This is a genomic window from Exiguobacterium sp. s143 (assembly GCF_018618895.1).
GTDB classification, from domain to species: Bacteria; Bacillota; Bacilli; order Exiguobacteriales; family Exiguobacteriaceae; genus Exiguobacterium_A; species Exiguobacterium_A abrahamii.
Genome location: NZ_JACSMX010000005.1, coordinates 26875 through 51042, shown reverse-complemented (window position 1 = coordinate 51042; position 24168 = coordinate 26875). Strand labels below are relative to the sequence as shown.

Annotated in this window: 22 protein-coding genes; 9 read left to right on the top strand and 13 right to left on the bottom strand. The window is 47.2% G+C overall.

The annotated features are described in order from the left end of the window. Positions 1 to 4 precede the first annotated feature (4 nt). From KNQ03_RS17285 to KNQ03_RS14340, 6 genes are all read right to left on the bottom strand, one after another. Entirely contained in the window at positions 5 to 1846 is a 1842-nt protein-coding gene (locus KNQ03_RS17285; protein ID WP_149426870.1) for a GGDEF domain-containing protein, read from the bottom strand. Between the two features lie 171 nt (positions 1847 to 2017). Next, positions 2018 to 3919, bottom strand: coding sequence for an ABC-F family ATP-binding cassette domain-containing protein (locus tag KNQ03_RS14360; RefSeq protein WP_214725282.1), 1902 nt, complete (start codon positions 3917 to 3919; stop codon positions 2018 to 2020). Position 3920: 1 nt separating this feature from the next. Then, complete coding sequence (locus KNQ03_RS14355; RefSeq protein ID WP_029340873.1) at positions 3921 to 4619, bottom strand: lysophospholipid acyltransferase family protein; 699 nt, start codon at positions 4617 to 4619, stop codon at positions 3921 to 3923. A 78-nt stretch (positions 4620 to 4697) separates the two neighbouring features. Then, entirely contained in the window at positions 4698 to 4955 is a 258-nt protein-coding gene (locus KNQ03_RS14350) for a hypothetical protein (protein ID WP_023467272.1), read from the bottom strand. 38 nt (positions 4956 to 4993) lie between these two features. Next, on the bottom strand, positions 4994 to 5299 hold the full coding sequence (locus tag KNQ03_RS14345) for a hypothetical protein (protein ID WP_050678231.1): 306 nt from the start codon (positions 5297 to 5299) through the stop codon (positions 4994 to 4996). Positions 5300 to 5424: 125 nt separating this feature from the next. After that, positions 5425 to 5592 carry a hypothetical protein gene (locus KNQ03_RS14340; protein ID WP_023467274.1) on the bottom strand — a complete coding sequence of 56 codons (168 nt, stop codon included), beginning with the start codon at positions 5590 to 5592 and terminating at the stop codon, positions 5425 to 5427. Between the two features lie 233 nt (positions 5593 to 5825). Here KNQ03_RS14340 and KNQ03_RS14335 point away from each other — a divergent pair, with 233 nt between their 5' ends. From KNQ03_RS14335 to map, 5 genes are all read left to right on the top strand, one after another. Continuing rightward, complete coding sequence (locus tag KNQ03_RS14335) at positions 5826 to 6680, top strand: CvfB family protein (RefSeq protein ID WP_023467275.1); 855 nt, start codon at positions 5826 to 5828, stop codon at positions 6678 to 6680. 332 nt (positions 6681 to 7012) lie between these two features. Continuing rightward, positions 7013 to 8572 (top strand): degradosome RNA helicase CshA, encoded by a 1560-nt coding sequence (cshA, locus tag KNQ03_RS14330; protein WP_035398788.1) that lies wholly within the window; start codon positions 7013 to 7015, stop codon positions 8570 to 8572. A 106-nt stretch (positions 8573 to 8678) separates the two neighbouring features. Beyond that, positions 8679 to 8945 carry a hypothetical protein gene (locus tag KNQ03_RS14325; protein ID WP_023467277.1) on the top strand — a complete coding sequence of 89 codons (267 nt, stop codon included), beginning with the start codon at positions 8679 to 8681 and terminating at the stop codon, positions 8943 to 8945. Between the two features lie 72 nt (positions 8946 to 9017). Continuing rightward, on the top strand, positions 9018 to 10208 hold the full coding sequence (locus KNQ03_RS14320) for an EAL-associated domain-containing protein (protein WP_023467278.1): 1191 nt from the start codon (positions 9018 to 9020) through the stop codon (positions 10206 to 10208). 13 nt (positions 10209 to 10221) lie between these two features. After that, positions 10222 to 10983, top strand: a complete 762-nt coding sequence (gene map, locus KNQ03_RS14315) for a type I methionyl aminopeptidase (RefSeq protein WP_023467279.1) — start codon at positions 10222 to 10224, stop codon at positions 10981 to 10983. Between the two features lie 295 nt (positions 10984 to 11278). Here map and menC read toward each other — a convergent pair whose 3' ends face one another. The 6 genes from menC to KNQ03_RS14285 all read right to left on the bottom strand — a co-directional run bounded on the left by menC (position 11279) and on the right by KNQ03_RS14285 (position 18426). Beyond that, positions 11279 to 12349 (bottom strand): o-succinylbenzoate synthase, encoded by a 1071-nt coding sequence (menC, locus tag KNQ03_RS14310; protein WP_214725280.1) that lies wholly within the window; start codon positions 12347 to 12349, stop codon positions 11279 to 11281. Next, positions 12346 to 13728 carry an o-succinylbenzoate--CoA ligase gene (menE, locus tag KNQ03_RS14305; protein WP_371743267.1) on the bottom strand — a complete coding sequence of 461 codons (1383 nt, stop codon included), beginning with the start codon at positions 13726 to 13728 and terminating at the stop codon, positions 12346 to 12348. Before menE ends, menC begins: the two co-directional genes overlap by 4 nt. Positions 13729 to 13791: 63 nt before the next feature. Then, a complete protein-coding gene (gene menB / locus KNQ03_RS14300) occupies positions 13792 to 14616 on the bottom strand; it encodes a 1,4-dihydroxy-2-naphthoyl-CoA synthase (RefSeq protein WP_023469886.1) in 825 nt (274 codons plus the stop codon). Positions 14617 to 14634: 18 nt separating this feature from the next. Beyond that, positions 14635 to 15411, bottom strand: a complete 777-nt coding sequence (menH, locus tag KNQ03_RS14295; RefSeq protein ID WP_214725276.1) for a 2-succinyl-6-hydroxy-2,4-cyclohexadiene-1-carboxylate synthase — start codon at positions 15409 to 15411, stop codon at positions 14635 to 14637. After that, positions 15408 to 17030, bottom strand: a complete 1623-nt coding sequence (gene menD, locus KNQ03_RS14290; protein ID WP_251140327.1) for a 2-succinyl-5-enolpyruvyl-6-hydroxy-3-cyclohexene-1-carboxylic-acid synthase — start codon at positions 17028 to 17030, stop codon at positions 15408 to 15410. The genes menH and menD overlap by 4 nt, the downstream gene beginning before the upstream one ends. Positions 17031 to 17040: 10 nt before the next feature. Continuing rightward, positions 17041 to 18426: an isochorismate synthase gene (locus KNQ03_RS14285; RefSeq protein WP_214725272.1), complete on the bottom strand. Its 1386-nt coding sequence runs from the start codon at positions 18424 to 18426 to the stop codon at positions 17041 to 17043. 159 nt (positions 18427 to 18585) lie between these two features. On the opposite strand from KNQ03_RS14285, the gene KNQ03_RS14280 reads away from it, so the two are divergent. The 4 genes from KNQ03_RS14280 (at position 18586) to KNQ03_RS14265 (ending at position 22019) form a co-directional block, all read left to right on the top strand. Next, complete coding sequence (locus tag KNQ03_RS14280) at positions 18586 to 19479, top strand: 1,4-dihydroxy-2-naphthoate polyprenyltransferase (RefSeq protein WP_029340886.1); 894 nt, start codon at positions 18586 to 18588, stop codon at positions 19477 to 19479. Between the two features lie 175 nt (positions 19480 to 19654). Next, positions 19655 to 20566 carry a guanosine-inosine kinase gene (locus KNQ03_RS14275; protein WP_149426878.1) on the top strand — a complete coding sequence of 304 codons (912 nt, stop codon included), beginning with the start codon at positions 19655 to 19657 and terminating at the stop codon, positions 20564 to 20566. A 29-nt stretch (positions 20567 to 20595) separates the two neighbouring features. After that, a complete protein-coding gene (locus KNQ03_RS14270) occupies positions 20596 to 21024 on the top strand; it encodes an NUDIX hydrolase (protein ID WP_058704970.1) in 429 nt (142 codons plus the stop codon). Between the two features lie 86 nt (positions 21025 to 21110). Further along, positions 21111 to 22019, top strand: a complete 909-nt coding sequence (locus KNQ03_RS14265) for a YihY/virulence factor BrkB family protein (RefSeq protein WP_174316027.1) — start codon at positions 21111 to 21113, stop codon at positions 22017 to 22019. A 49-nt stretch (positions 22020 to 22068) separates the two neighbouring features. Here the strand turns inward: KNQ03_RS14265 and KNQ03_RS14260 are convergent, their stop codons facing one another. Continuing rightward, a complete protein-coding gene (locus tag KNQ03_RS14260; protein ID WP_214725270.1) occupies positions 22069 to 24018 on the bottom strand; it encodes a heavy metal translocating P-type ATPase in 1950 nt (649 codons plus the stop codon). Between the last annotated feature and the right edge of the window lie 150 nt (positions 24019 to 24168).

The window sequence follows — 24168 nt, the reverse complement described above, 5'->3', positions numbered from 1 at the left end:
CCTCCTAACGTTTAATTTGAGTAGCGAACAAAAAATTGTTTTTTTCGGTCTTCTTAATATGGTACATGGCTTCATCTGCTCGAATCAATAATTGTTCAGAGCTTTTACCATCTTCAGGGTATAAGGAAATTCCGATTGATGGTGTGACTTGAAGCGTATGTGTCTGGATGTAGAACGGATGATTTAGAACTTCGAGAACGTGTTCGGCAAACTGGCGTGTTTCCGAAGCAGATGCCTGAATGAAGATCAAGAACTCATCTCCTCCAAGACGTGCAACGAGATCAGTTGACGTCGTCATCGATTGAAGGCGGCTCGCCGTCTCTTGTAAAACGAGGTCACCAACATCATGCCCATAAGTGTCATTGATTTGTTTGAAACCGTCTAAATCAATGAATAGTAAGGAGCCGTATTCTAACGTCGGCAGAGTCAGATAAAGTTGTTCCTCGAAGTAACGCCGGTTTGGCAAATGCGTGAGCGAATCATGGTACCCCATACGTTCTAGCCATACTTCCTGTTGATAATCTTCCGTGATATCCGCCAAGATGACGAAATAGCGTTGTTGATCCGGGATATCGATGATTGTCGTATTCAAAAAGATTTCCGGATGTTCCTCCGTGGCCGGTACATGTAGCAAGTGAGAGGGATAAATCAGCTGCGCTTGTTGAAGTAATGGAATGAGTCGATCGAGTTGTAGCCGTTGGCTCGGTCCGAGCGGTAAATCGCTCCATCCAGCTTCGACAGCAGCTGGATTGACAGATCGAATCTGATACGTAGCATCGATTTCAAGAACAACTTCTGGATAAGATAGAAAAAGCGACGTTAGTTCTTTTTCGCGTAACTGTAAGAGTGCTGTCTTTTGATGGACGATGTCTTCTAGATTCGTTTGCAGTGCTGTTGTTTCCTGTAACAACCGCAGATTTTCCTGATATGAAAAAAGCTGTCGTGTTAAAAATAATAAAAACGTAATGCCGACGGAAAGTGAGAAGAAGGTTTGGGAGACAGGGAAGAATGTAATATAGAGAATCAGTACAGATAATAAGATGTACGACATCAAGGAACGCGTAAGTGTTTCGACCCGAATAAGAGTTGCTTGTTGTTCATGACTGATGGGAAGAGCGCGAGTATTCATGAAGGCAAGGATGAAGAGTCCGCTGAGTGGGTATAGCGGAAGCAATAAACCAGCTATTCGCGGTTCACCGTTCAATAACAACGTATAAAAAATAAAGTTCGTCATACCGAGCACGAACGTTCCGAGTACTAGGAAGAGGAACCCTAATCTCGATACGTTTCGCTTTAGTCCAGAAGCATAAAGTAAGAAAAAGAACAGCGTCAACAGAATCGTCAAGAAGGCATAGAAGGTCCAACTGATTTGCTCGAGCACCGTTCGCGTATAAGAGGGGACAAAGCGGAAAATAGCGATGTATCCAGCAATCATCGATACAGTGAACAATGTTAAAGAATCAAGAATCAATAATTTTTGTTTTTGAAACAAAGTCAAATCCAACTGCCGAAATAAGAAGATGACCATCATCGTTAAATGAACCGTATAAGGCAGATCCAGTAAGACGTTCAGGTTAACAGCGTTCCATTGAAAAAGACGACCAATCATATTGAGGAGATCGCCTAGAAAATACGAGAAAAAGGCGACCGATAACCATTTATATGGAATGGAAGATTGTTTGAAAGCCTTCGATTGACTAAGTAGGAAAATGACGAAAGAACCGACTAGACTAATGATCGCTGAAAGTTGTAACGAGCGATCTTGTGGCAATAGCCAGAGCAGGGTGTACGTGACAACTAAGTAGAATGCGACGGTAGGGTAGATGTTTTGAACGATCCGTTTCACCGGAACTCCTCCTTTCGCAAGCCTTCCATGAAAATGAAATATGCTATAACATTACCCGATATCTAGTTTGAATTCACATTTATTTTCAGATTTAAAATGAAAATAAGAGGCAATTCCCATTTCATGAAAAAAGCGGGGTTCTTCTTTAAGGAAGAACTCCGCTTATCGAAATTATTGATTAGATTGACGATAGTTTTCAAATGCCTCGATTTTTTCAGAAAGGTACGTCCAATACTCCATCCGTTCATCAAGCATCGCTTTCGTTTTTTCAATGGCTTGATACAGTTCATTGACTTTACCGAGATCGCTTCCTGCCGAAGCAAGTTCGGCTTCTAATTGCTCCAGTTCTGCCTCACTTTCTTCGATTTGTTGTTCAATGATTGCCCAATCTTGTTGTTCCTGATAACTTAGTTTCTTTGGCGTCTCTATCTTTGTTGCTGTAGCAACCTCAACCGTCTTTTCAACAACGATTGATGGAACGGGTGCTGTCATTTGCTCAAGATAGTCTGTATATTGTCCATAATAAAAGACGACATTCCCGTCTTCAAATGCAATCAAGCGATTGACGACCCGGTCGAGGAAGTAGCGATCGTGGCTGACCGTGATGACGGTGCCTGGGAATGATTCTAAATAATCTTCGAGTACGGATAACGTCTCAGTATCCAAGTCGTTCGTCGGCTCATCAAGGAAGAGGACGTTCGGTTCTTCCATCAAAATCGTCAACAATTTCAGACGTCGTTTTTCGCCGCCGGAAAGCTTACCGATTTGTTTATATTGGGCTTCCGGTTTAAAGAGAAACTGTTCGAGCATCTGACCTGCCGTGATCTCCTCGCCAGCGAGTGTCGTGATGACTTTTGCGATTCGTTCGACCTCATCGATGACACGACGTTCGGGATGCGTGAATTCGGCAAATTGCCCATAAAAGCCGATCTTCACCGTTTCGCCGTGAATGATTTCACCGGTTGTTGGTTCTAAGCGTTTCGCAAGGATTGAAAGAAGTGTTGATTTTCCACTCCCGTTTCGCCCTACGATACCATACCGTTCTTTCCGTCCAATCAGAGCGTTAAACGATTCAAAAAGGGTCCGTTCACCAAATCGATGCGAGACATCATGCGCTTCGATGACTTTTTTACCAAGACGGGTCGAACCGACCTGTACTTCGAGTGTTGATTCTTCTTCCTCGTACGAGAGGTCTTGTAAAGCATCCACGCGCTGGATCCGCGCTTTTTGTTTCGTCGTCCGTGCCTTTGCTCCGCGGCGCAACCAGGCGAGTTCACGACGGAGGATGTTTTGACGTTTTTCTTCCATAGAAGCCGTCCGTTCACGACGTTCGGCACGTTTCTCAAGAAACGATTCATAGTTTCCGACATAGAAATAAGCCGTACCGTTCGCGATTTCCATCATATGATTCGTCACACGATTCAAGAAATAGCGATCGTGGGTAATCAGTAGAATCGCACCACGGTATTCCTTGATTTGAGTCTCAAGCCAACTGATCGTCTCAGCATCGAGTTCGTTCGTCGGCTCATCGAGCAGGAGAAGATCGGCTTCATCAAGTAAAGCTTCAGCGAGTCCGACACGCTTGCGTTGTCCTCCGGAAAGAGAGCCGATCAACGCGTTCAAGTCGAGGATGCCGAGTTTGTTTAAAATCATCTTTAAGCGTGATTCCGTGTCCCAAGCTTGCGCAGCATCGACTTCTGTCTGAGCAACGATGAAGCGATTGAGTAGCATTTCACTCGTCGGATCTTGTTCGAGTGCTAGACGCGCTGTTTCATAGTGACGTAACGCGTTAATCGTTGGTGTATCACCAGACAGGAGTACTTCCATGACCGTTTGGTCTTCCGGATAATCGGTCGTTTGCGATAGCAAGCGGATCCGATAATCATTCGGGTGATGCATCGTACCAGCGTCTGCCGTCTCTTTACCTGCCAAGATATGCAGGAGTGTCGACTTACCGGTACCATTGACGCCGATGATGCCAATCCGGTCGCCAGGTGAGACGGAGAATGTCACATCTTCGAAGACGATTTTATCGGCGAATTCTTTTTTGAGATTTTCTGCTTTCATTAACATATTAGACACCTTCTACAATCTGTTTGATTTGCTGTTCGACTGTTTGGACGAGTTCTTTCTGTGTCATCGTACTCGGATCAATCGACGGTAAGATCGTGACGTCGACCGTGGCAGGACGAATCTTACCCGTCTCCTCCATAACACGATAACTTCCTGAAATTGCGACGGGTACGACACGAGCGCCACTTGAGGTCGCGAGTGTGAAGCTACCCGCTTTGAACTCCGCCATTGGACCGCCTTTGGAGCGTGTTCCTTCCGGGAAGATGATCATCGATTGTCCGTCCTTGATCGTCTCGACACCAGAACGAATCGCTTTCAGCGATTGGCGTCGATCTTTTCGATCGATCATGACACATCCCATCAGATTCATCCAAACATTGACGATTGGAATTTTATTCACTTCGATTTTTGAGATGAATGCTTTCGGTTTATCGATTGTTCCAAGTAGAATCGGAACATCGAAGTTCCCTTGGTGATTCGAGATGAAAACGACGGGTTCGTTTGCTGGGATGTGTTCACGACCCGTCACGTTGACACGAACACCAGCGAGTCGGAGAAGAGAGTTTGCCCAGGCACTTGCTACACGCTGGACGAATGCATAGCGCGCGAGGTGCGTTCGACGTTTTGCACTAGGTAAAAACGGTAAGGTACAGGGTAAGACAAGTCCAAAATAAATGAACCATATGACAGTACGTATCATGGTGAAGTGACAGCTCCTTTTTTCATTACTGATGTTATTGTACAAAAAAAGACCGGGTGTCGCACCCGGTCTGCGTGATTATTCCCAGTAACGAGGTTCAGATTCCTCTTCGCTTTCTCCTAGTTCAAAGGTGAGGCGACGTGTCGTTGGATCAACAGAGAACGTAGCGTTCGTATTGTCGATCTGTTTGATTTCCATCGTTTCCTCATCCAAAATGAGAGTCAAGCGGACCTTATCTTCGTGATCTACGAGCAGTACGCCATCTTCCTTCAACCATAAATCGATGACAGGGGAGTAGCGAAGTGTCCAACCGTTTGATAAAGGGATTTCGTTCATAATGAATCTGTTCCTCCTAGATGATGAAATCGTGTTCTTTACTTATCATGCTGGTCTGTCGCGGAGAATGCAAGTGGTGTGCTGGAATCTTGTTGAGGATAGGAGACTTGATAAGAAAGTTCACGCTTTTTCATCCGTTCGTATTGTTTTTTGACACGACGGTGTTGGATGTATTCAATGTAAGTCAGATAGGACGTACGTATCAGCTGGCGGATTGATGATAGTGACAGACAAATCGCTAGCGTAAAGACGAACACACCGATCGAACTCGTATAATAACCGGTAACAAAACTTAAATATGTAGTGATGAGACCCGCAATCGTCGTGAATAAGTAGAAGAGCACGTCCGTTTCCTCCTCGAAATTAAAATAATGGTATGTCCATTACAATTCGAGGTAAGTCGTGATTTTCCTTTATCGTCCTGTAAATGTCCGGAAAAAATAAAAAATCCACACGGAAGGTGTAGATTTTAAGGGCGATCGATTTGCTGAAGCGCTGGTGTCTTCGGTGTCATATCCGTACTGTTCGATCCTTCTGCGAAGACGATTCCAATCGTAGCAAGGAACGCAAAAAATGCAAAAACCAATGTTTTCGTGAAGCGTCGTGCGAACGAACGCGATTGAATGTTATGAAACATTTTTATCCCCCATATTTACCTAAACTAAACCTTCTTTTTCCTGTTATTTAATCATATATCTTTTTTTCAAAAAAATCACGCAAATGTGTTCCGTTCACAAATATGTCACAACTGTCACCATTGTGTCGATATCAGAGATGAATGGAAAAAGAGTATAGTATGGTAGGGAAAGAACAGCAGAACGATTCACAAGGACTGGAATCGATTCAAATACAGAGAGGAGATGACCCGAAATGGGATTACGCGCAGGACAGGTTGTCACATTAAAAGTAGAACGCGAAGCAGAGTTCGGAGTGTTTCTGACAGATGGAAATGAAGACGTGTTGTTGCATAACAATGAACAAACACGGAAAGTAGCCCTCGATGAAGAGGTAGAAGTCTTCTTGTATCAAGATAATGAAGGGCGTCTAGCATCATCGATGACGATTCCAGAAGCTTCATTTGAAGACTATGTCAAGACGACGATTAATGGAACACGCTATAACACAGGAGTGTTCGCGAACATCGGTATTCAAAAAGACGTTCTCGTCTCACTCGACGATTTGCCGCAGCGCCGGATGTTCTGGCCAGAAGAAGGCGATCAACTCTTCATTCGTCTGAAACATGATCAGAAGCTTCGGTTACTCGGAGACCCTGCACCTTATGCATACTTCAACTTACGTGCGAAGCCAGCTCCAGAGGAGTGGAACAATATGGACGTCGAAGGTCTCGTCTTCTCACAACGTGAACCAGGCGTTAACGTCTGGGTCAACGATCAATCGATCGGATTCTTGCATGAACGTGAGATGGAACGTTGGCCGCGTCTTGGAGAAGTCTTGAAATTACGAGTGACAAATGTAAAACCAGATGGTACAGTATTACTTTCAGCACGACCACGTGCCTTTGAAGCCATTGATACAGACGCGGAGTTGATTCTGAACCATCTACTTGAACATGATGGTCAGATGCCGTATGGTGATAAGACAGCTCCCGAGACGATCGATGAAGTATTCGGTCTCAGCAAGGCAGCATTCAAACGAGCGCTCGGTCGCCTGTTGAAAGATAAAAAAATAGAAAAAAATGAAACGGGTATTCGGTTGACGAAATAATCGGACCGAGTAAGCCTGCGTTTCGAATAGATAGTAAGGAATTCATCATTTTGGTGGTTGCGGCTGGTTTGATTACCGGCGACCATTTACTGAATATACCCCATCACTAGTGGGGGCACGCGATGACGTACATCGCACGGTCCGGGCACTTCGCCTTTCCCTCGCCCTTATGGCAACGATTATGATGGTGACTTCCCTAAACATTATTATAAGAGAAACCGCTCTATCTTTATGTGATAGATTCTGTTATAATAGGTAGTCGATTGTATTCGTTACGGTAGCGTCTGTTTAGTGGCAGACGCTTTTCATATGACAAAGGAGAGTATTTAGCATTGACAACATTTCGTGAATTAAATCTTAGTGAGGCACTTATCAAAGGTGTCCTAAAAATGGGCTTCGAAGAAGCAACACCAATCCAAGCAGAAACAATTCCAGTCGGACTCAGCGGCGTTGACTTAATTGGTCAAGCACAAACAGGTACTGGTAAAACTGCAGCATTCGGTATCCCAACAATCGAGCGTCTTGACGCAAAATCACGCAACATCCAAGCGTTGATTCTTGCTCCAACACGTGAGCTCGCAATCCAAGTAGCAGAAGAATTGAACCGGATCGGTGAAGTAAAACGCGTTCATGCACTTCCTGTTTACGGCGGTCAGCAAATCGATCGTCAAATCCGCGCACTTCGCAAAAATCCACAAATCGTCGTTGCGACACCAGGACGTTTGATGGACCACATGAACCGTAAGACGTTGAACCTCGATCACGTTCAAACGGTCATCCTTGACGAAGCAGATGAGATGTTGAACATGGGATTCGTCGAAGACATCGAGAAAATCCTCGGTGCACTTCCTGAAACACGTCAAACACTCTTATTCTCAGCAACGATGCCACCACAAATTCGTAAAATCGCAGATCGTTTCATGACGACTCCGACACACATCAAAGTCAAAGCAAAAGAAATGACAGTTGAAAACATCGACCAGTCATTCATCGAATTGAAAGAAAGCCAAAAATTCGACGTTCTTTGCCGTTTGATCGACACGGATTCTCCGGAACTCTCAATCATCTTCGGTCGTACGAAAAAACGTGTTGACGAAATGACTGAAGGTTTGATCCAACGTGGATACACAGCTGACGGTTTACACGGTGACTTAACACAAGCAAAACGTGACCAAGTCATCCGTCGTTTCAAAAAAGGAACGATTGATATCCTCGTCGCGACAGACGTTGCAGCACGTGGTCTTGACATCTCTGGTGTCACACACGTCTACAACTTCGACGTCCCACAAGATCCAGAGAGCTATGTTCACCGGATCGGTCGTACGGGTCGTGCTGGTAAAACAGGATCGGCTGTCACATTCGTTACACCACGTGAATTCGGTCAAATCAAAACAATCGAACGTGTCACGAACAAAAAAATGTCACGTCGTCATGCACCAACACTTGATGAAATCTTAGAAGGCAACTTGAAGCTTGCTGCACAAGAACTCATCAAACGCGTTGAAGCAAAAGACTCAAAAGAATATACGACACTTGCACAAGAACTCTTAGAAGAGTACGAAGCAGTGGAACTTCTTTCAGCAGCACTTAAAGGATTGACGAAAGAGCCGGATGCAACACCAGTCCAAATCTCTTCAATCGAACCAATCCGCGTGAAACGTTTCGGTAGCAACGGTGGTGGAAACCGTCGTCCTTACGGAAACAAAGGTGGAAGTGGAAGCGGCAACCGCAGTGGCGGATACCGTGGAAACAACCCACGCGGTGGCGAGCGTCGTGAAGGTGGTCGTTCATCTTCTTCATCAGATCGTCGTGAAGGCGGTTATGCTGGACGTAGCAACCGTAGCGAAAGCGATCGTAACCGTGGTGGACGTAAACCACGTTTTGAAAAGTAAACGATTCGAACCGATTTGTCACAGACAAGTCGGTTCTTTTTTATGATTTATCTGAGCGGTCATGATAAAATGAGCCATGAACGATAGGGAGAGGGCTGAATCATTCGTGTATACCATTTATGTAGCAGCATCCGTCTGTCTCGTTGCACTGATCGTCGCGACGAAAAAGATTTGTGAGCGGACGACAAAAGGACATTTTCGTTATATTCCGTTGGCGACCTTATTATTTGGCGGCATCATCTTTCTTGTGCTAGCCATCGGTAAGGGAGGAGCCGTCGGAATCCAATACGGTGTCCTGAGTATCATCTACTTGACGGCGACATTCGGTGTGTACTTGTATATCGCATTGCGGAAAGATACGACGTTATCGTAAAACAGGGGCTCTCTCGTTACAGAGAGGCTCTTTTTTTGTTAAGATAGAACAAGAGTACAAGGGGGGAATAGAATGGATGCATTAGATGTCATCGTTCATCCCGAAGAGATAGAGGCATGGTTTCAACCGATCGTAGGCGCTGCCCCTTTTAAGGTGGAAGGGTATGAAATCCAGTCCCATTTTCGTGGAGAACCGTTAAAACCATTTTTTCAGGAAGACGATGTTCCAATCGAGTATCAACTCGAAGTCATGGGGCATGTCGTCCGTCAAGCATTCCAAAAAGTACCCTCCGATGCACAAGCGTTTATTCTGATCCGTTGTCGTCCAGCTTGGCTGTTTGAAAACGGTGGGGAGGACTTCTTGCATGTCTTACGGACGGTCGACTCGTCGTTTCCAAAAGAGCGGATGTACGTTACTTTGACGGATGTCCAAGTCGATGATTTTGACCGTCTGGGTCGAATCGTTGCGTATTACCAGAACTCTGGACTGAAGGTAGCGCTGGACCGTGCGGAAGCAACGAGTCTTGAACGTGTCTTTTCGATGTCGCCGGATATGTTGATCGTCGATTTATCCTCCATGATTGAAAAAAAGACCGTCTCAGCGTCGTATCCACATCTCTTACAGACGATGGAGCATCTTTGCGACCAGCTTGGAGCGCCACTTTTGTATAAGAATATCAGTCATCTCGGTCAACTTCGGTATGCGTGGCAACACGGAGGACGTTACTACATGGGGAATCTACTTGGAGAAGCATCACCTGAATGGGTCATGACCTGTCCTGGTATGGAAGTGTTGATCCATGAAGTCCCGATGTTTTATAAATATGATCGCGAGCAGATGAATCGCTTGTTTCAGCTAGAGCAAGACTGGACGGTTCGATTTAATGAAGATTGTCAGTCCTTGAAGCCGGAGCAAGATCTCGATCAATGGTTGCTGACGCTTGCCCGGAAGATGGAGCCGGAATTCATCCGGTTTTATATCACGGATGCGAATGGATTCCAACAATCTTCAAACGTCAGTAAAAAGAGTGGGGAGTGGAAACTGTATTCCTTCTACAAAGGGTACAACTGGAGTTTCCGTCCTTACTTCATCCGGACGACGGTAGCGATGGAACGACGACATAGTGGATATTTGTCCGAACGGTACGTCGACTTCAGCTCGAGTGAACAAACGCGGACATTTAGTATGCCGCTCAGTAATGGGATGTTCTTATTTGCGGATATCTCTGCAGATTATCTATATCAAGAACGATTGAGTGAATGAGGAGGAAATGAAAGTGTTAGATTATGATTACGAGGCATTACGAGAAATTGGACGAATCGTCGCCATGGCACGCGATGAGATGGCGGATGCCGTCAAACCGGGAATCACGACGAAGGAACTCGATGACATCGGAGCACGCATCCTGAAGGAACAGGGAGCAGAGTCTGCTCCAATCGTCATGTACGATTTCCCAGGAGCGACATGTATCAGTGTCAACGATATCGCAGCACACGGTATCCCAGGGAAGTATGTCATTCAAGAAGGTGATATCGTCAATGTCGATGTCTCGGCTGTGAAGAACGGTTACTACTCGGACACAGGGAAGACGGTCATCGCAGGAGAAGCAAAACGTCCGGAAGATGTCCGACTCGTTGAAGTGTCATTGACGGCGCTTGAGAAAGGACTTGAAAAAGTCAAAGCCGGAACGAAGGTCAACCAGATCGGAAAAGCAATCTATGCCGAAACACGTAAGAGCGGTTTCACGGTCATCCGTAACTTAGCGGGACATGGTCTCGGTAAGACACTTCATGGTGAGCCAGAATCCATCTCGAACTACTTCAATCGTGAAGAGAATGATTTGTTGAAGGAAGGCCAAGTCATCGCTGTCGAGACGTTCATTTCAACAGGAGATGAGTTCTGTATCGAAGATGAGCGGGACGGTTGGACGTTATACACACCGAACCGGAGCCTCGTCTCACAATTCGAGCACACGGTCGTCGTCTTGAAGGACGGGTATGAGATTTTGACGAAAGTCGAAGGCAAAGAATCGTTCTAAGAAAAGCTCATATAGTAAAACACGAGAAGGGGGCTGACTCAAAAGTCAGTTTCCACAAAGGTAAGGGTGGCAGAATGATAATCTGCCACCCTTATTTCATAACAAAAAGAATGACGCGTTTCACGCAACTCCTACAGGAAAAAGCGCATCTTTGCGCTGTCAGAGACAAACAAGACCCGCTTTCCTGCTTGAATAAGGCAGGAAAGAGGGGCTTTGTGTCTCGACTGAGGAAAGGGCGTGAAAAGACCCGTCATTCTTTTTTGAGTCAGCCTTCTTTTTCGTCGTAGTGCTCCTATTATAAGGATATCCGGGACGTTGCCAATTTGTTTAACTGTGACTCGGATACGGCTGGAGCGGAATAACGAATGTGTCCGTGTTCGACATGATACGGGGTCTCAAGCAAATCTTCTTCGAAATAATCGGCAGTACTTGCCATATCGATCGGATAAGCGAGTCCAGGCAGTGTTGCAAAAGCAAGGGTCTGACGACGCCCGATACCGCTCTCGAACATCCCACCGAGCCAGTAGGGTGCTTTTGTTCGAAGGGACAAAGCGTTCGTCAGTCCACCGACGCGTGCCGGCTTGATGTTCAGAATCTGACCAGCGTGGAGCGTCTGCATCAACTCGGCATCCACTGGAGCGACGATGGATTCATCCAGACAAATCGGTGTCTGTAAGAGTCTAGCGAGACGTTGATGTCCGGACCAATCCGACGCTGCGAGCGGCTGTTCCATCATAACGAGACCGAATGAATCCCACTGTTGTAATAGAGGGAAGTCTGCTTCAGTGAAGCTGCCGTTAGCGTCAAACATCAAGGGCGCATCAGGGAAAGCGGCACGTACTTGCTCAAGAACGACGGTATCCGTCGGAGCGAGCTTCAGCTTGATCCGTCCATATCCGGAAGCGATCGCTTGTCCGACGGCTTCGACGGTCTGTGCTGCAGAAGCCCGTCCGAGTGCTTTCCCGCAAGGTACGAGAGATGATTCATCACCTCCGAGATACGTGGCGAGCGATTGACCGGTAGCTGCTGCGAATAATTCATAGATCGCTCCTTCGAACATCGCCTTTGCCATCGGATTACCTTGCACGATGTGGAAGCGATCCGTAACGTCTGCTGGATGATGGAGCGGTTGTTCAAGTAATCGATACAGCAGCGGAGCGATTCCTTGAAGAGAGTGCTGCGTTTCCGATGTATACCACGGTGTATCAAACGCGACACCTTCCCCGTAACCGATTCGTCCTTCCGAATCAGTCAGACGCAAAATCGTCGTCCGACGTACTGTCAGCGTCGAGAGGGCGGTTTGCATCGGACGACGAAAAACGAGCGGAACATCGAACAGTTCGGCAGACCGGAGAGTGATACTCATAATGACTCCTTCAGTTGCTTCCGCAATAGTTTACCGTTCGCATTGCGTGGCAGCGCGCTATGATAGATATAATCAACCGGACACTTATATTTAGCGAGCAATTGACTGATTTCCGTTCGGACGATGACTTCATCGAGTGTGCTGACGATGAAGGCGACCGGAACCTGTCCCCATTTAGCATCAAATCGTCCGACGACACCTGCTTCTTGAATTCCATCAATCGAGAGAAGTGCTGATTCGACTTCAGCTGGATAAATGTTTTCCCCACCTGAGATGATGAGGTCGCTTCGACGATCGAGGACATAGAGGTATCCATCGGCGTCCAGACGTCCTAAGTCACCAGTCTTGAAAAAACCGTCTGCCGTAAACGCTTCTGCCGTTTTCTCTTCCTCATGAAAATAGCCTTTCATGATCGTCGGGCCTTTGACTTCGATCTCTTGGTGACGCGTAATGCGGATTTGCGTCGGATGAATCGCTTGTCCGGCCGATCCGATCTTTCGTAAGGCATCCTCTGGCAAAAGAGTCGCGATTTGAGAAGCTGTTTCCGTCATCCCGTATGTCTGCATGACCGGGATATTACGATCAAGGGCACGCGTCAGAATCGGTAATGGAACAGGACCGCCTCCTGTCAGTACGACGCGAAGCGCGTGGCGACGTAGTCCGGCTTCGAGTAAACGATCAAGCATGACCGAGACGAGTGAGACATGGGTGATCTTTTCTGTCGTAATCCAGTGCAGGGCGCGTTCTGGTGAAAAATGTGGCTCGAGAATGATCGGTACTCCATAGATGACCGCCCGGTAGACGACAGCTAACCCACTCATGTGGAACAGCGGCGTGACGATCAAAAAACGATCCTCTGGCAGTGATCCAATATGACGCGCGGCGTTCGTTGCACTCGAGAAATGATTCAACATCGTTTGTTCGACGGCTTTCGGATGTCCGGTCGTACCACTCGTAAAGAGCATCGATTGGACGTATTGCTTTGGCATATGGCGTATTAACAGGTCAGGCGCTTCTTTTTCATAAGAGAAAGCACGGCACGGAATCCTTGTATCAAGTGTCCGGTCCGTCACGATGAGCCGTACATCTGCCTGCTTGAATTGACGTAATACTTCCGTTTGCGTCAAACGTGTGTTGATCGGGACGACGGTCAGTTCGAGCAATTGAGCTGCGTGAAGTGCGACGATGTAGCGCGCACTCGATGGACCGTACAGGGCGATCCGGTCTCCACGTGTCACGATCGTCGCCCAAGTACTCGCTAAGCGATGCGCGCGTGCATATAGTTCGGACCACGACCAACGCTCTGTTTCCGTAATGAGTGCGATGTCATCCGGCTGTTCTTTTGCCCGTGTATAGATCCAAGGATACAAAATAGTCACTTCCTTTTGAGATGAATATACGAAAAAGGTTCAATGTCGTAAGACGATTGAACCTTTTTTTCATTATGGGAAACGCGGGAACTGTCCGAAGTCCGGGTTGCGTTTTTCTTTGAACGCATCGCGTCCTTCTTTTGCTTCGTCCGTTGTGTAGTACAACAATGTTGCATCTCCTGCGAGTTGCTGAATCCCTGCAAGACCATCTGAATCAGCATTGAATGCCGCTTTAAGGAAACGAAGAGCCGTTGGTGAATGTTGAAGGATTTCAGCACACCATTGAATCGTTTCTTGCTCGAGATCTGCGAGTGGGACGACCGTGTTGACGAGTCCCATATCAAGTGCTTGCTGTGCGTCATATTGACGGCAGAGGTACCAGATTTCACGCGCTTTCTTGTGTCCAACAACGCGTGCGAGGTAACCAGAGCCATATCCAGCATCGAATGAACCAACTTTTGGACCAGTTTGTCCGAAGCGGGCGTTGTCTGCAGCGATCGTCAAGTCACACACGAGGTGAAGGACGTGTCCGCCGCCAATCGCATAACCTGCGACCATAGCGATGACTGGTTTTGGAATGACACGAATCAAACGTTGAAGATCAAGAACGTTCAATCGTGGAATTTCATCGTCACCGACATATCCACCATGTCCACGTACCTTTTGATCTCCGCCAGAACAGAATGCGAGATCGCCTTCACCTGTTAAGATGATGACGCCGACATTTTGATCGTCACGTGCACGTGAAAATGCGTCGATGAGTTCGTGGACCGTGTGTGGTCGGAACGCATTGCGAACTTCAGGACGGTTGATCGTGATTTTCGCGATCCCGTTCCATTGTTCATATTTGATGTCTTCATAGCTGCGGGCTGATACCCATTCCGGAGCATATTTCATGTGAATTCCCCCAATATGTTAGTGATGAATAAGTAGATTCTCTACCATTGTAACAAACTTTTGCGGTTGGTCGATATGTGGGGCGTGCGAAGCATGCAAAATCACGTGAATTTTTTCAGGTGATGCCGCGCGCAAAGCGATGGCACGGAATTTTTCATCCTCTGCCCCGACGATCCAATCAATCTCTTTCGGAAGGCATGACCATAGGGATGGCATGCTTCCTGTACCTTGTGCACGTAACGAAGCACTCAGACCTTCCACCGTTTGGGACAGGCGCTCCTGACGCAGTCGCGTACGTTGCGATTCCGGGAGAAGGGCTTGGGGTTTAAATAGTCCAAGTGTCTCCCAGTAATCGATGAAAGCTTCGAGTCCGCCTTTTTCGAGTCGCTCCGCAAGCAATCGATCCGATGTACGACGTACTTTTCGCTCGATTGCCGTCTGGATACCCGGTGTCGTACTAACAGCGATTGTCCGAGCGATTTGCTCAGAGACGACGCTCAGCATTAAAGCGATTCGTCCACCCATCGAATATCCGAGGACGATCCATGGCTCGGATCGCATAGCGAGCAGTGCCTCGAGATCCTTGACCTGTTGCGTCAAACGCATTCGTTGCTCAGACGCCGGTGTCGTTTTTCCATGTCCCATCAAATCGAGGCGATAGACGGTGAAGTGAGGCGATAGATGCTCACTTAGCATGTCCCACGTTGAGAGGGAGCCTGTAAAACCATGAAGCAATAGGAGCGGTGGACCAGATCCCTCGATTTTCACATGATACGTATGCCCACGCAAAATCATTGGAATACCTCGGCTAACGCTTGATTTGTCACGTCCCAGATCGAACGGTGCATCTGTACGTTTTCTGTTCGTGTCGTCTTGACTTCAAGAATCCGAGTGACGTTCGTCTCTTCCGCAAGTGCTTGACGTAACGCGGCGATTGAATCAATCGCCTGATAGGTTACGCCGTATCCGGAAGCGAGGGAAGCGAAGTCGAGATGCTGCGGTGTACCGAAGAGTGGTTCGAAAACATCTTGATCGAGTTGTTGCTGTGGTAAAAAGCTAAAGATGCCGCCACCCGCATTGTTGACGAGAATGATCGTTAACGGAAGTGTGCGTGCTGTCATCAGCCCATTGATATCGTGAATGAACGCCAAGTCGCCGACGAGTAAGTAGCGATGTGTGGCATCAAACGTTGCTCCGAGCGCACTGGAAAGAATCCCGTCGATCCCGTTCGCACCTCGGTTCGCGAGTAGACGAAGGGGTGTTCCTGTCGGCAGGAACGTATCGACGTCCCGAATCGGCATACTGTTCGAAACGAATAGACTTCCGTCTTGTAACGTCGTCAACGCACGGACGACGTTATACTCTGTCATTTCTTCTTGATCAATTGTCGCAAAAGCATCGGCGACGCGTCGCTCCGCCTGTTGCAACAGTTCGAGGTACTTAGGGTCGTGCGGAACAGATTCATGATGCGCGAGTTGTCGCGCGTGACCAATCACGAAATCCGAATGAAGCTGTGGATCGCGCCAGTTTCCTGGATGACCGACGACCGTCGTCGGAATATCCCGAGACCAAAGCAGATAAGGTTTTGACGTCGGCATGGCACCGAAACGAATGATTCGATCTGGTCGGACGTGCTGTGCGGTAGCTGGATGTTTGAGCCATGTATCGTAATAGGCAAAAACGTGAGCATCATGCGATTGTCGTCCTTGACTGAGTGGATCCGCTAACACCGGAATCCCTGCTTGTTTCGCATACGAGATGACAACCTGACTGTCCACCGCAGTGAGTTGTGGTCCAAGTACAAAAAGAAGACGCTCTTCTTGCAGTGCGGTCGCTAAAGCGTTGTTTACTCCCGGTGTCGGTTCAGGTAAAACACCGACCGGACGTCCTGTCCGTAAGAGATCGAGTTCCGGCACGAGGGGTTCACGTAACGGAACATTGATTTGAACCGGGCCTGCTGGTTCCGTCAGAGAGAGTAGGGTTGCACGTTGTGCGACATGAGCGACGTAAGGAAGGCTCGCTTCTTCTGCTAACGGAAGATCAAACGCATGCCGAACCTGCTTCCCGTACAGACCGATCTGATCAATGGCTTGTGGCGCACCGACATTCCGTAATTCATGTGGTCGATCGGCGGTCAAGACGATCAACGGAAGTTCAAAAATATTCGCTTCGGTCACTGCTGAATAATAGTTCGTCGCAGCGGTACCGCTTGTACAAATCAACGCAACGGGACGAACACGTTCTTCCGTCCGTGTTAGACCTAAAGCAAAAAAACTAGCCGACCGTTCGTCAACAAGGACGTGGGTACGGCTAGAAGGATGCAGAAAAGCAGCAATAGCAAGTGGTGTCGAACGGGAACCGGGACTGATGACGAAGTCCCGGACACCAGAAGCGACGAGCGTATCGATTAACATGTGCATCCACTTAGTCAACATAAATATCATCCTTTTCAATCGAACCGACGTGTCCAAGTGCTTGTAACATCGGTGATAGTTTAGTTTCCGTCTCTGCCAGTTCACTATCGAGATGAGAGCCTTCGACGAGACCGCAACCGGCATAAAGAATGACCGCCCGTTCTGTAAACAATCCAGATCGAATGGCAACGATGAATTCCCCGTCATCCTGTCCGTTCATCCAACCAACAGGTGAACCGTACCATCCTCGTTCAAACGTCTCGATTTCTTGGATGGCATCGACTGCTAACTGCTTGGGTTCGCCCCCAAGCGCAGGTGTCGGATGCAGTTTTTCGATCAATTGGAATAACGTCACATCTTCTTTTAAATGAGCTGTGATCGGTGTATAAAGATGTTGGATATGGCGATTCTTCAAGAGAATCGGCGTATCCGGACAATCCAGTTCCTCTGAAAAAACAGATAATGTCCGTTCGATCGAATCCGCGACGATTCCGTGCTCCACCCGATTCTTTTGATCTTGTAATAACGATTGACCGAGTGCTTCGTCCATCTCATCCGTTGCGTGGCGTGGTGCAGAACCAGCGACGGCTGCCGTTTCAAGACGACGTCCACGTTTTAAGACGAGTCGTTCCGGTGTAGCGCCGATAAAGGCTTCTTCCGGATTTGGTTGGAAACAGAAGACGTAGCTGCCGGGCTGCGTATCTTCGAGTTCAGCGACGACAGCGGCTACGTCGAGTGGACGATCCAGCTCATAGACGACTTCGCGCGCCAGGACGATTTTTTCAAGTGTCGTCTCCAAGTAGTGCATAGCTTGATGGAACGAAGCTTCAAAGGCTTCATTCCCATCTCGCGATAGTCGTAAGCGCGTGACGCCTGCCGCAGTCGATGGTTGCGGTTGATTGACTTTGGCGAAATCGAGTGAGAGTTCATTTAAGATAGAATCGACTTGATCCATTGGCTCGACGCGAGCAAAAATCGTCACACGTGTCTTGCCATCTTGTTCTAGAAATAAAAACTTCGGAATCGTCATCGAAGCGTCTCTGAAGGAAGACCAACGATAATCCGGTTGTTTAAGTTCGGTAAACGAAAATCCGCTGAACGCAAATAAATCATGACCGACATGATCGCGATTCAAGTTTGCCCATTGCGATTGAATTCGTAAAAAACGATCCGTTCCTGAAGCCTGAAGTTGTTGTACGATGCCAAACCCGATGGCCCGCATCGAGCGATCAGGTGTCGCGAAATAAAATCGTTCCTCGATACCCTGTTCGAGGGAACGCATGTCAGTTGCTTCGATTTCCCATGAATACGAAGCGAGTATAGGTCGTTGTGAGGCGTTCGCCTGACTGACGGCCTGTTCGATACACTGTTTTAGCTCTTGTTGAGCGTAAGCCATACCGCTCATTGCCCCCTAGTCTATAGATACTGTGATATGTTTCACTTAATCTAAGTGTAAACTTTTTGCGGACAAAAAAGAAGGAATAAGCTATCTCGGATTGAACATTGACAGCAAAAAACGAAACCCGATACACTTAGACAGGAAAGGGGTTATTATATGAATAAATCAATCGCTGTCTATTGGCGAATGACACGACCGCATACATTAACAGCAAGTTTTGTTCCGGTCGTCGTCGGTACGGCAGTTGTCGCACCACGCGTGGAATCGATACGCTTGGATTTGTTCGTGGCGATGTTGATCGCATCGATGTTGATTCAAATCGCAACGAATCTGTTCAATGAATACTACGATTACAAACGTGGTTTAGATACGGAGGAGTCGGTCGGAATCGGTGGATCGATCGTTCGTGACGGATTCAAGCCGGGAACGATCCTAGCGTTCGCACTTACATTGTATGGCATCTCGGCATTACTCGGTGTGTATCTGTGTATCGAGACATCGTGGTGGTTACTTGTCGTAGGACTCATTTCGATGTTCGTCGGATATATCTATACAGGAGGACCACTTCCGATTGCCTATACACCGTTTGGAGAAGTCGTTGCAGGCTTTTTCATGGGATATATCATCATCGCGATTTCTGCGTACTTACAAATTGGTTATGTTCCGACAGAAGCCGTTGCGATTTCGGTACCAGTCGCCATCTTGATTGGTTCGATCCTACTTGCGAATAACATTCGTGACTTGGATAATGATAAGGTCAACGGACGAAAAACGATTGCCTGTCTCGTCGGACATCGCCGTGCCGTGTACGTCTTGATCGGATTTTTTGCGGCGGCTGTCCTGTCTCTCATTATTGCCGTACTCGCATTTGAAGTCTCATGGTTTGCGTTACTCGCGTTATTGAGTATTCCGCTCATGATCAAAGCGGTCCGTCTCTTCTGGGAAGACTTACCACCGGAAAAGCTGATGCCTGGCATGGCACAGACCGGTAAAGTGAACACGATTTTCGGACTCTTACTCGCAATCAGTCTCGTGATTGCGAATATCTGATTCTTTGGAGCAGCAGGCGATTCGCTTGCTGTTTTTTTTACGTGAAGATAGCGAACAGTTAGAAAAAAAGTACTTCGGTTGTCACTGATTTAAAATTTTACTATAATTGAAGCAATGTGCCTGAAAGATCAAACAAGGTCGGAAATCAGGAAATATGGTTAGAGGTGGAACTGAAATGAATAAAATCGCGGTAATCGGAAAAGTATTCGTCGACATAAAAGGAACTTCGTTCGCTCCTTTGCATAAGGATGCGAAAAACGTAGGAGACATCACGTTTTCAAATGGAGGAACAGGACGCAATGTAGCACAAAATCTAGCCGTCCTCGGGAATGAAGTTCGCTTTATCTCGACGGTTACGAATGATCAGATTGGCGTGGGAGTGCTCGATGAGCTGAAATCTTACGGTGCAAATGTGGATCACGTCGAAATGTTAGAAGATCATGGAATGGGCATGTGGCTAGCTGTCATGGATAACGAAGGTGACTTGCAAACATCGATCTCGAAACAACCAGATGCGAAGTTGCTCGAAGAGGCGATTTTACGTCAATCAATCTATGCACTCGATGGGGTCGATGCCGTTGCGATCGATCTTGATTTATCCGTTACGGTCTTAGAACGTTTGATTCATCTATGCCGTAAAATGGAGTTGCCATTGTTTGGTGTTTGTGGTCACTTGAGCGTCATCGAACGAAATCGTCATCTGCTACAAGGGTTCACTGGATTCATTTGTAGCCGAGAAGAGGCGGAAATTCTGTCTGATCTGTCGATCGTGACGGTCGAAGATGCGATTCATGTAGCAAATGAGCTAGCGAAAAAAGGTGCTCCATTCACGGTCGTGACGATGAGTGAACTCGGGGCGGTCTACGTTGATCGTCGTACAGCGACATCAGGTCACGTCGGAACGAAAAAAGTGAAGGTCGTTGACTCAACGGGAGCAGGCGACTCATTCTTCTCTGCTGTCTTGTCTGAATTGACACAAGAGAGACCGGCAGAAGAAGCCTTGAAGCTTGGCATGAAGGTTGCAGCGGAAGTCATCGCTTCGACAGAAAATGGACTCGTTCCTGAAATGCTGGATGCTCTTCGATAAGTAGAAATGATAAAAGGGGAGGTGGCGTCATGCCGATTCAACGAAGTGCAATCATTTTACGAAACGAACAGGATGAAATTGCGTTGATCCGACGGGATAAACCGAACGAAACGTATTATGTCTTTCCAGGCGGTGGGAAAGATAACGGAGAATCGTTAGAAGAAACAGCGATTCGTGAAGCACATGAAGAACTTGGAATCGATGTGGAGTTGACCGGTATTGCCGCCATCGTCCGTTTTAATGGATTCGACAATCCTTATTTTTGGGCGAAAACAATTGGGGGTCGCTTTGGCACCGGTACGGGTGAAGAGTTCGAAGAGGAAGGATCGGGTTATACACCGGTCTGGATCAAGCGTTCGGAGCTACCTTCGTTACCGATTCGTCCACCGTCACTTGCCAAACAGCTGGCAGAAATGACAGAACCATTCTATGAATTAATCCTTTCTGAAAACGAATGAGGTTTTAGTTGAAATAAAATGGGAAAAGTATATTAAAACAATGAGGTGGTCTTCGACTGCCTCTTTTTCATGAAGGAGAGATGACGATGGCGCATTCACGCGATCCAAAAGGGCTTGCCCTGAACTTAAAGCAGCGAATGTCCGATCATAACATCACGGATTATGCAGGGACACTCGCTTATTACTGGTTTTTATCCATTTTCCCAGGAATCATTTTCGTCATTTCGGTCTTATCATTCTTTGACATCGATCGTCAGACACTCGAGTCACAAATCCGGGACCTAGCGCCAGGCGGAGCCGTCAATACGTTCACGGATACAATTTTCCAAGCCATCAAAGAACCGCAGGGTGGTCTGTTATCGGTTGGTGCGATTCTTGCTGTCTGGTCCGCTTCAAAAGGAGTCGATCGTTTGATCACGACGGCGAACCATGCCTATGGTGACTTCTCGCCCCGTGGTTTTGTCGCAGCACGTGGGATTGCCTTATTGCTCACGATCGTACTCGGAATCGGGATGTTGCTGCTGATCGTCTTGAATGTTCTCGGTGGTCCGATCATCACGTATCTTGCCAATTTCGTGTTGCCGATTGATATGGGGCAAAAAATCCTACTGACGGTCTTACGATATGTCGTGTCGACGATTCTATTGATTGGTATCCTGTCGATTTTTTACCGCGTCGCACCAAAGCGCCCGATTACATTCAAAGAAGCAATTCCAGGAGCCGTTTTTGGTGTCATCGTCTGGCAATTATTATCGGTTGGATTCGGATTTTACGTCTCGAACTTCTCGAATTACAATCAAACGTACGGTTCGCTCGGTAGTGTCGTCATCTTGTTACTATGGCTCTACTTCACAGGGCTGATCATTTTACTCGGTTCTGAATTGAACGCATCATGGGAACGGTTCATGAAAAAAGCGGATCCGAAGAAAATGGAAGAAAAGCGCTTGAAGGAACAAGCTGAACTTGATGCCATTCCGACGAATACGTTCGGATGAAGGTACAAAAAAGCCTGACTGCCATGTGGCGGTCAGGCTTTTTTGATGGTTAAGCAGCTAATCGTTTTTCAGATGAACGCTGTGGAAGACTTGGTAAAGCATCCTGTTGAAGAAGGCGTAAACCGTTCAGGATGACGAGAATCGTTGATCCTTCGTGTCCAACGACGGCGAACGGCATGATGAGGAACTGGGACAAATTCGATGCGATCAATAGGAGGATGACACCGATCGCAAGCGTGATGTTTTGTTTGAGGATCCGGTTCATCTTCCGGGCTTTATGCACAGCATAGGCAAGACGACCTAAGTCATTTTTCATCAAGACGACGTCAGCGGTCTCGAGTGCAGCGTCCGTTCCTTCACCCATCGCAATCCCGACATGTGCTAATGCAAGGGCTGGGGCATCGTTAATGCCGTCACCGACCATTGCGACGGTCCGACCTTCTGTTTGGTATTGTTTGATGTAGCGGACTTTATCTTCCGGTAGGCACTCAGCGACGAAGTCCGTCAATCCCGCCTCACGTGAGATGGCAGCTGCCGTGACCGGATTATCACCAGTTAACATGATCGTTGCGATGCCGAGATCATTTAAGGCAGCAATCGCTGTTTTGGCTTCCGGACGAATCGTATCACGTAACGCATAAAGCGCTACGATCTGTGCTCCATTGCTGACATAAACGATCGTATGCCCTTGCTCTTTCAATGACTGTTCGATCGCGACGAATGGATCGTCTAAACCATCATGGAACGCCCGTTTACCGATACGATACGTGACACCATCGACAGTTGCTTCAATCCCGTATCCTGTCACATCTTTAAACGTTGATGGTTCGCGGACTTCGGTTTTTAAGTGATCGACGATTGCTTGTGCGAGTGGATGGTTCGACTGCGCTTCGATGGAAGCGACCGCTTGTTGGACTGCGCGGACGTCCATGCCTTCCGCGTAACGACTTTCAGTGACGACGGGTTTCCCTGTTGTCAGTGTTCCCGTTTTATCAAAGACAATCGTGTCGACTTGTCCGAGCGTTTCGATGTGGGCGCCTCCTTTAAAGAGAACCCCATTTTTCGCAGATGCGGCAATTGCAGACAAAGCAGCAGGTGTAATCGACGCAACAAGGGCACAAGGTGAGGCGACGACGAGAAGAATCATCGCGCGATAAATACTTGTCTCAAATGTCCAGCCAACGACGTAATGAGGGAGGACCATCATCAGTGCAACGACAAGCAATACGATTTTGACATAACGGCTTTCGAAACGTTCGATGAACTGAGCAGATGGAGACTGTTCGCTTTGCGCGTTTTGGACCATATGAATGATCTTTTGAAACAACGACTCGTCAGCAGCTTTCGTCATCTCAATCGTCAAGACACCGTTCATGTTGACCGTCGAATTATAGACAGTATCACCAGTCTGTTTTTCAACTGGGATTGATTCACCAGTAATCGATGCTTCTTCAATCGCCGCTTGACCACGAATGATGACACCATCAACCGGAATCCGTTCCCCAGGACGGACATAGACGAGGTTACCAATCGATAATTGCTCGATTCCGACAACTTCAAGTTGTCCGTTTGCGTTCAGGCGTGTCGCTTCCTCTGGCTGTAAAGACATCAAACTTTGTAGGGCGCGTTCGTTTTTATTCATCGTATACGTCTCAAGAGCACCGGATAACGCGAAGATGAAGATAAGGATCGCACCTTCCATCCAGTATCCGATAGCAGCAGCACCGATAGCTGCTAAAATCATCAACAATTCAACATTCAACGTTTTTTCTTGATACGTCTCCGTCAATCCTTCCTTCGCTTTCGCATATCCTCCGATTACATAAGCCGATAAGTACAATGTGACATATACGGCAGATGCCGCATTGAATTTTTCAAGTCCGTAAGCAACTAAAATCAATATTCCGCTAAACAATGCTAGAATCAATTCGTGATGCTCATCCCAAGCATGACGGAATACGGAACGCTGTTGAACATCGGTAGTAGTGGAAGTCGTCATATTAAAACTCCTTTCAAAATGTAAATGAGAAATGAAATCATTATAAAAAGAGAATGAGAATGTGATATATCAATGAGTTTAACTGATTGATAATGAGTTTCATTGTCTCTAGATTATAATTATTATTATCTGTAGAATTACTATACCATG

Coding starts and splice junctions, on each gene's coding strand:
- KNQ03_RS14340 (WP_023467274.1), bottom strand. CDS start 5,592: ATGTTTCATAACATTCAATCGCGTTCGTTCGCACGACGCTTCACGAAA.
- KNQ03_RS14285 (WP_214725272.1), bottom strand. CDS start 18,426: ATGGCTTACGCTCAACAAGAGCTAAAACAGTGTATCGAACAGGCCGTC.
- menB (WP_023469886.1), bottom strand. CDS start 14,616: ATGAAATATGCTCCGGAATGGGTATCAGCCCGCAGCTATGAAGACATC.
- KNQ03_RS14280 (WP_029340886.1), top strand. CDS start 18,586: ATGAATAAATCAATCGCTGTCTATTGGCGAATGACACGACCGCATACA.
- KNQ03_RS14335 (WP_023467275.1), top strand. CDS start 5,826: ATGGGATTACGCGCAGGACAGGTTGTCACATTAAAAGTAGAACGCGAA.
- KNQ03_RS14260 (WP_214725270.1), bottom strand. CDS start 24,018: ATGACGACTTCCACTACTACCGATGTTCAACAGCGTTCCGTATTCCGT.
- KNQ03_RS14265 (WP_174316027.1), top strand. CDS start 21,111: ATGGCGCATTCACGCGATCCAAAAGGGCTTGCCCTGAACTTAAAGCAG.
- KNQ03_RS14270 (WP_058704970.1), top strand. CDS start 20,596: ATGCCGATTCAACGAAGTGCAATCATTTTACGAAACGAACAGGATGAA.
- menH (WP_214725276.1), bottom strand. CDS start 15,411: ATGATTTTGCGTGGGCATACGTATCATGTGAAAATCGAGGGATCTGGT.
- KNQ03_RS14360 (WP_214725282.1), bottom strand. CDS start 3,919: ATGTTAATGAAAGCAGAAAATCTCAAAAAAGAATTCGCCGATAAAATC.
- KNQ03_RS14320 (WP_023467278.1), top strand. CDS start 9,018: ATGGATGCATTAGATGTCATCGTTCATCCCGAAGAGATAGAGGCATGG.
- menD (WP_251140327.1), bottom strand. CDS start 17,030: ATGTTAATCGATACGCTCGTCGCTTCTGGTGTCCGGGACTTCGTCATC.
- KNQ03_RS14350 (WP_023467272.1), bottom strand. CDS start 4,955: ATGAACGAAATCCCTTTATCAAACGGTTGGACACTTCGCTACTCCCCT.
- menC (WP_214725280.1), bottom strand. CDS start 12,349: ATGAGTATCACTCTCCGGTCTGCCGAACTGTTCGATGTTCCGCTCGTT.
- KNQ03_RS14355 (WP_029340873.1), bottom strand. CDS start 4,619: ATGATACGTACTGTCATATGGTTCATTTATTTTGGACTTGTCTTACCC.
- KNQ03_RS14275 (WP_149426878.1), top strand. CDS start 19,655: ATGAATAAAATCGCGGTAATCGGAAAAGTATTCGTCGACATAAAAGGA.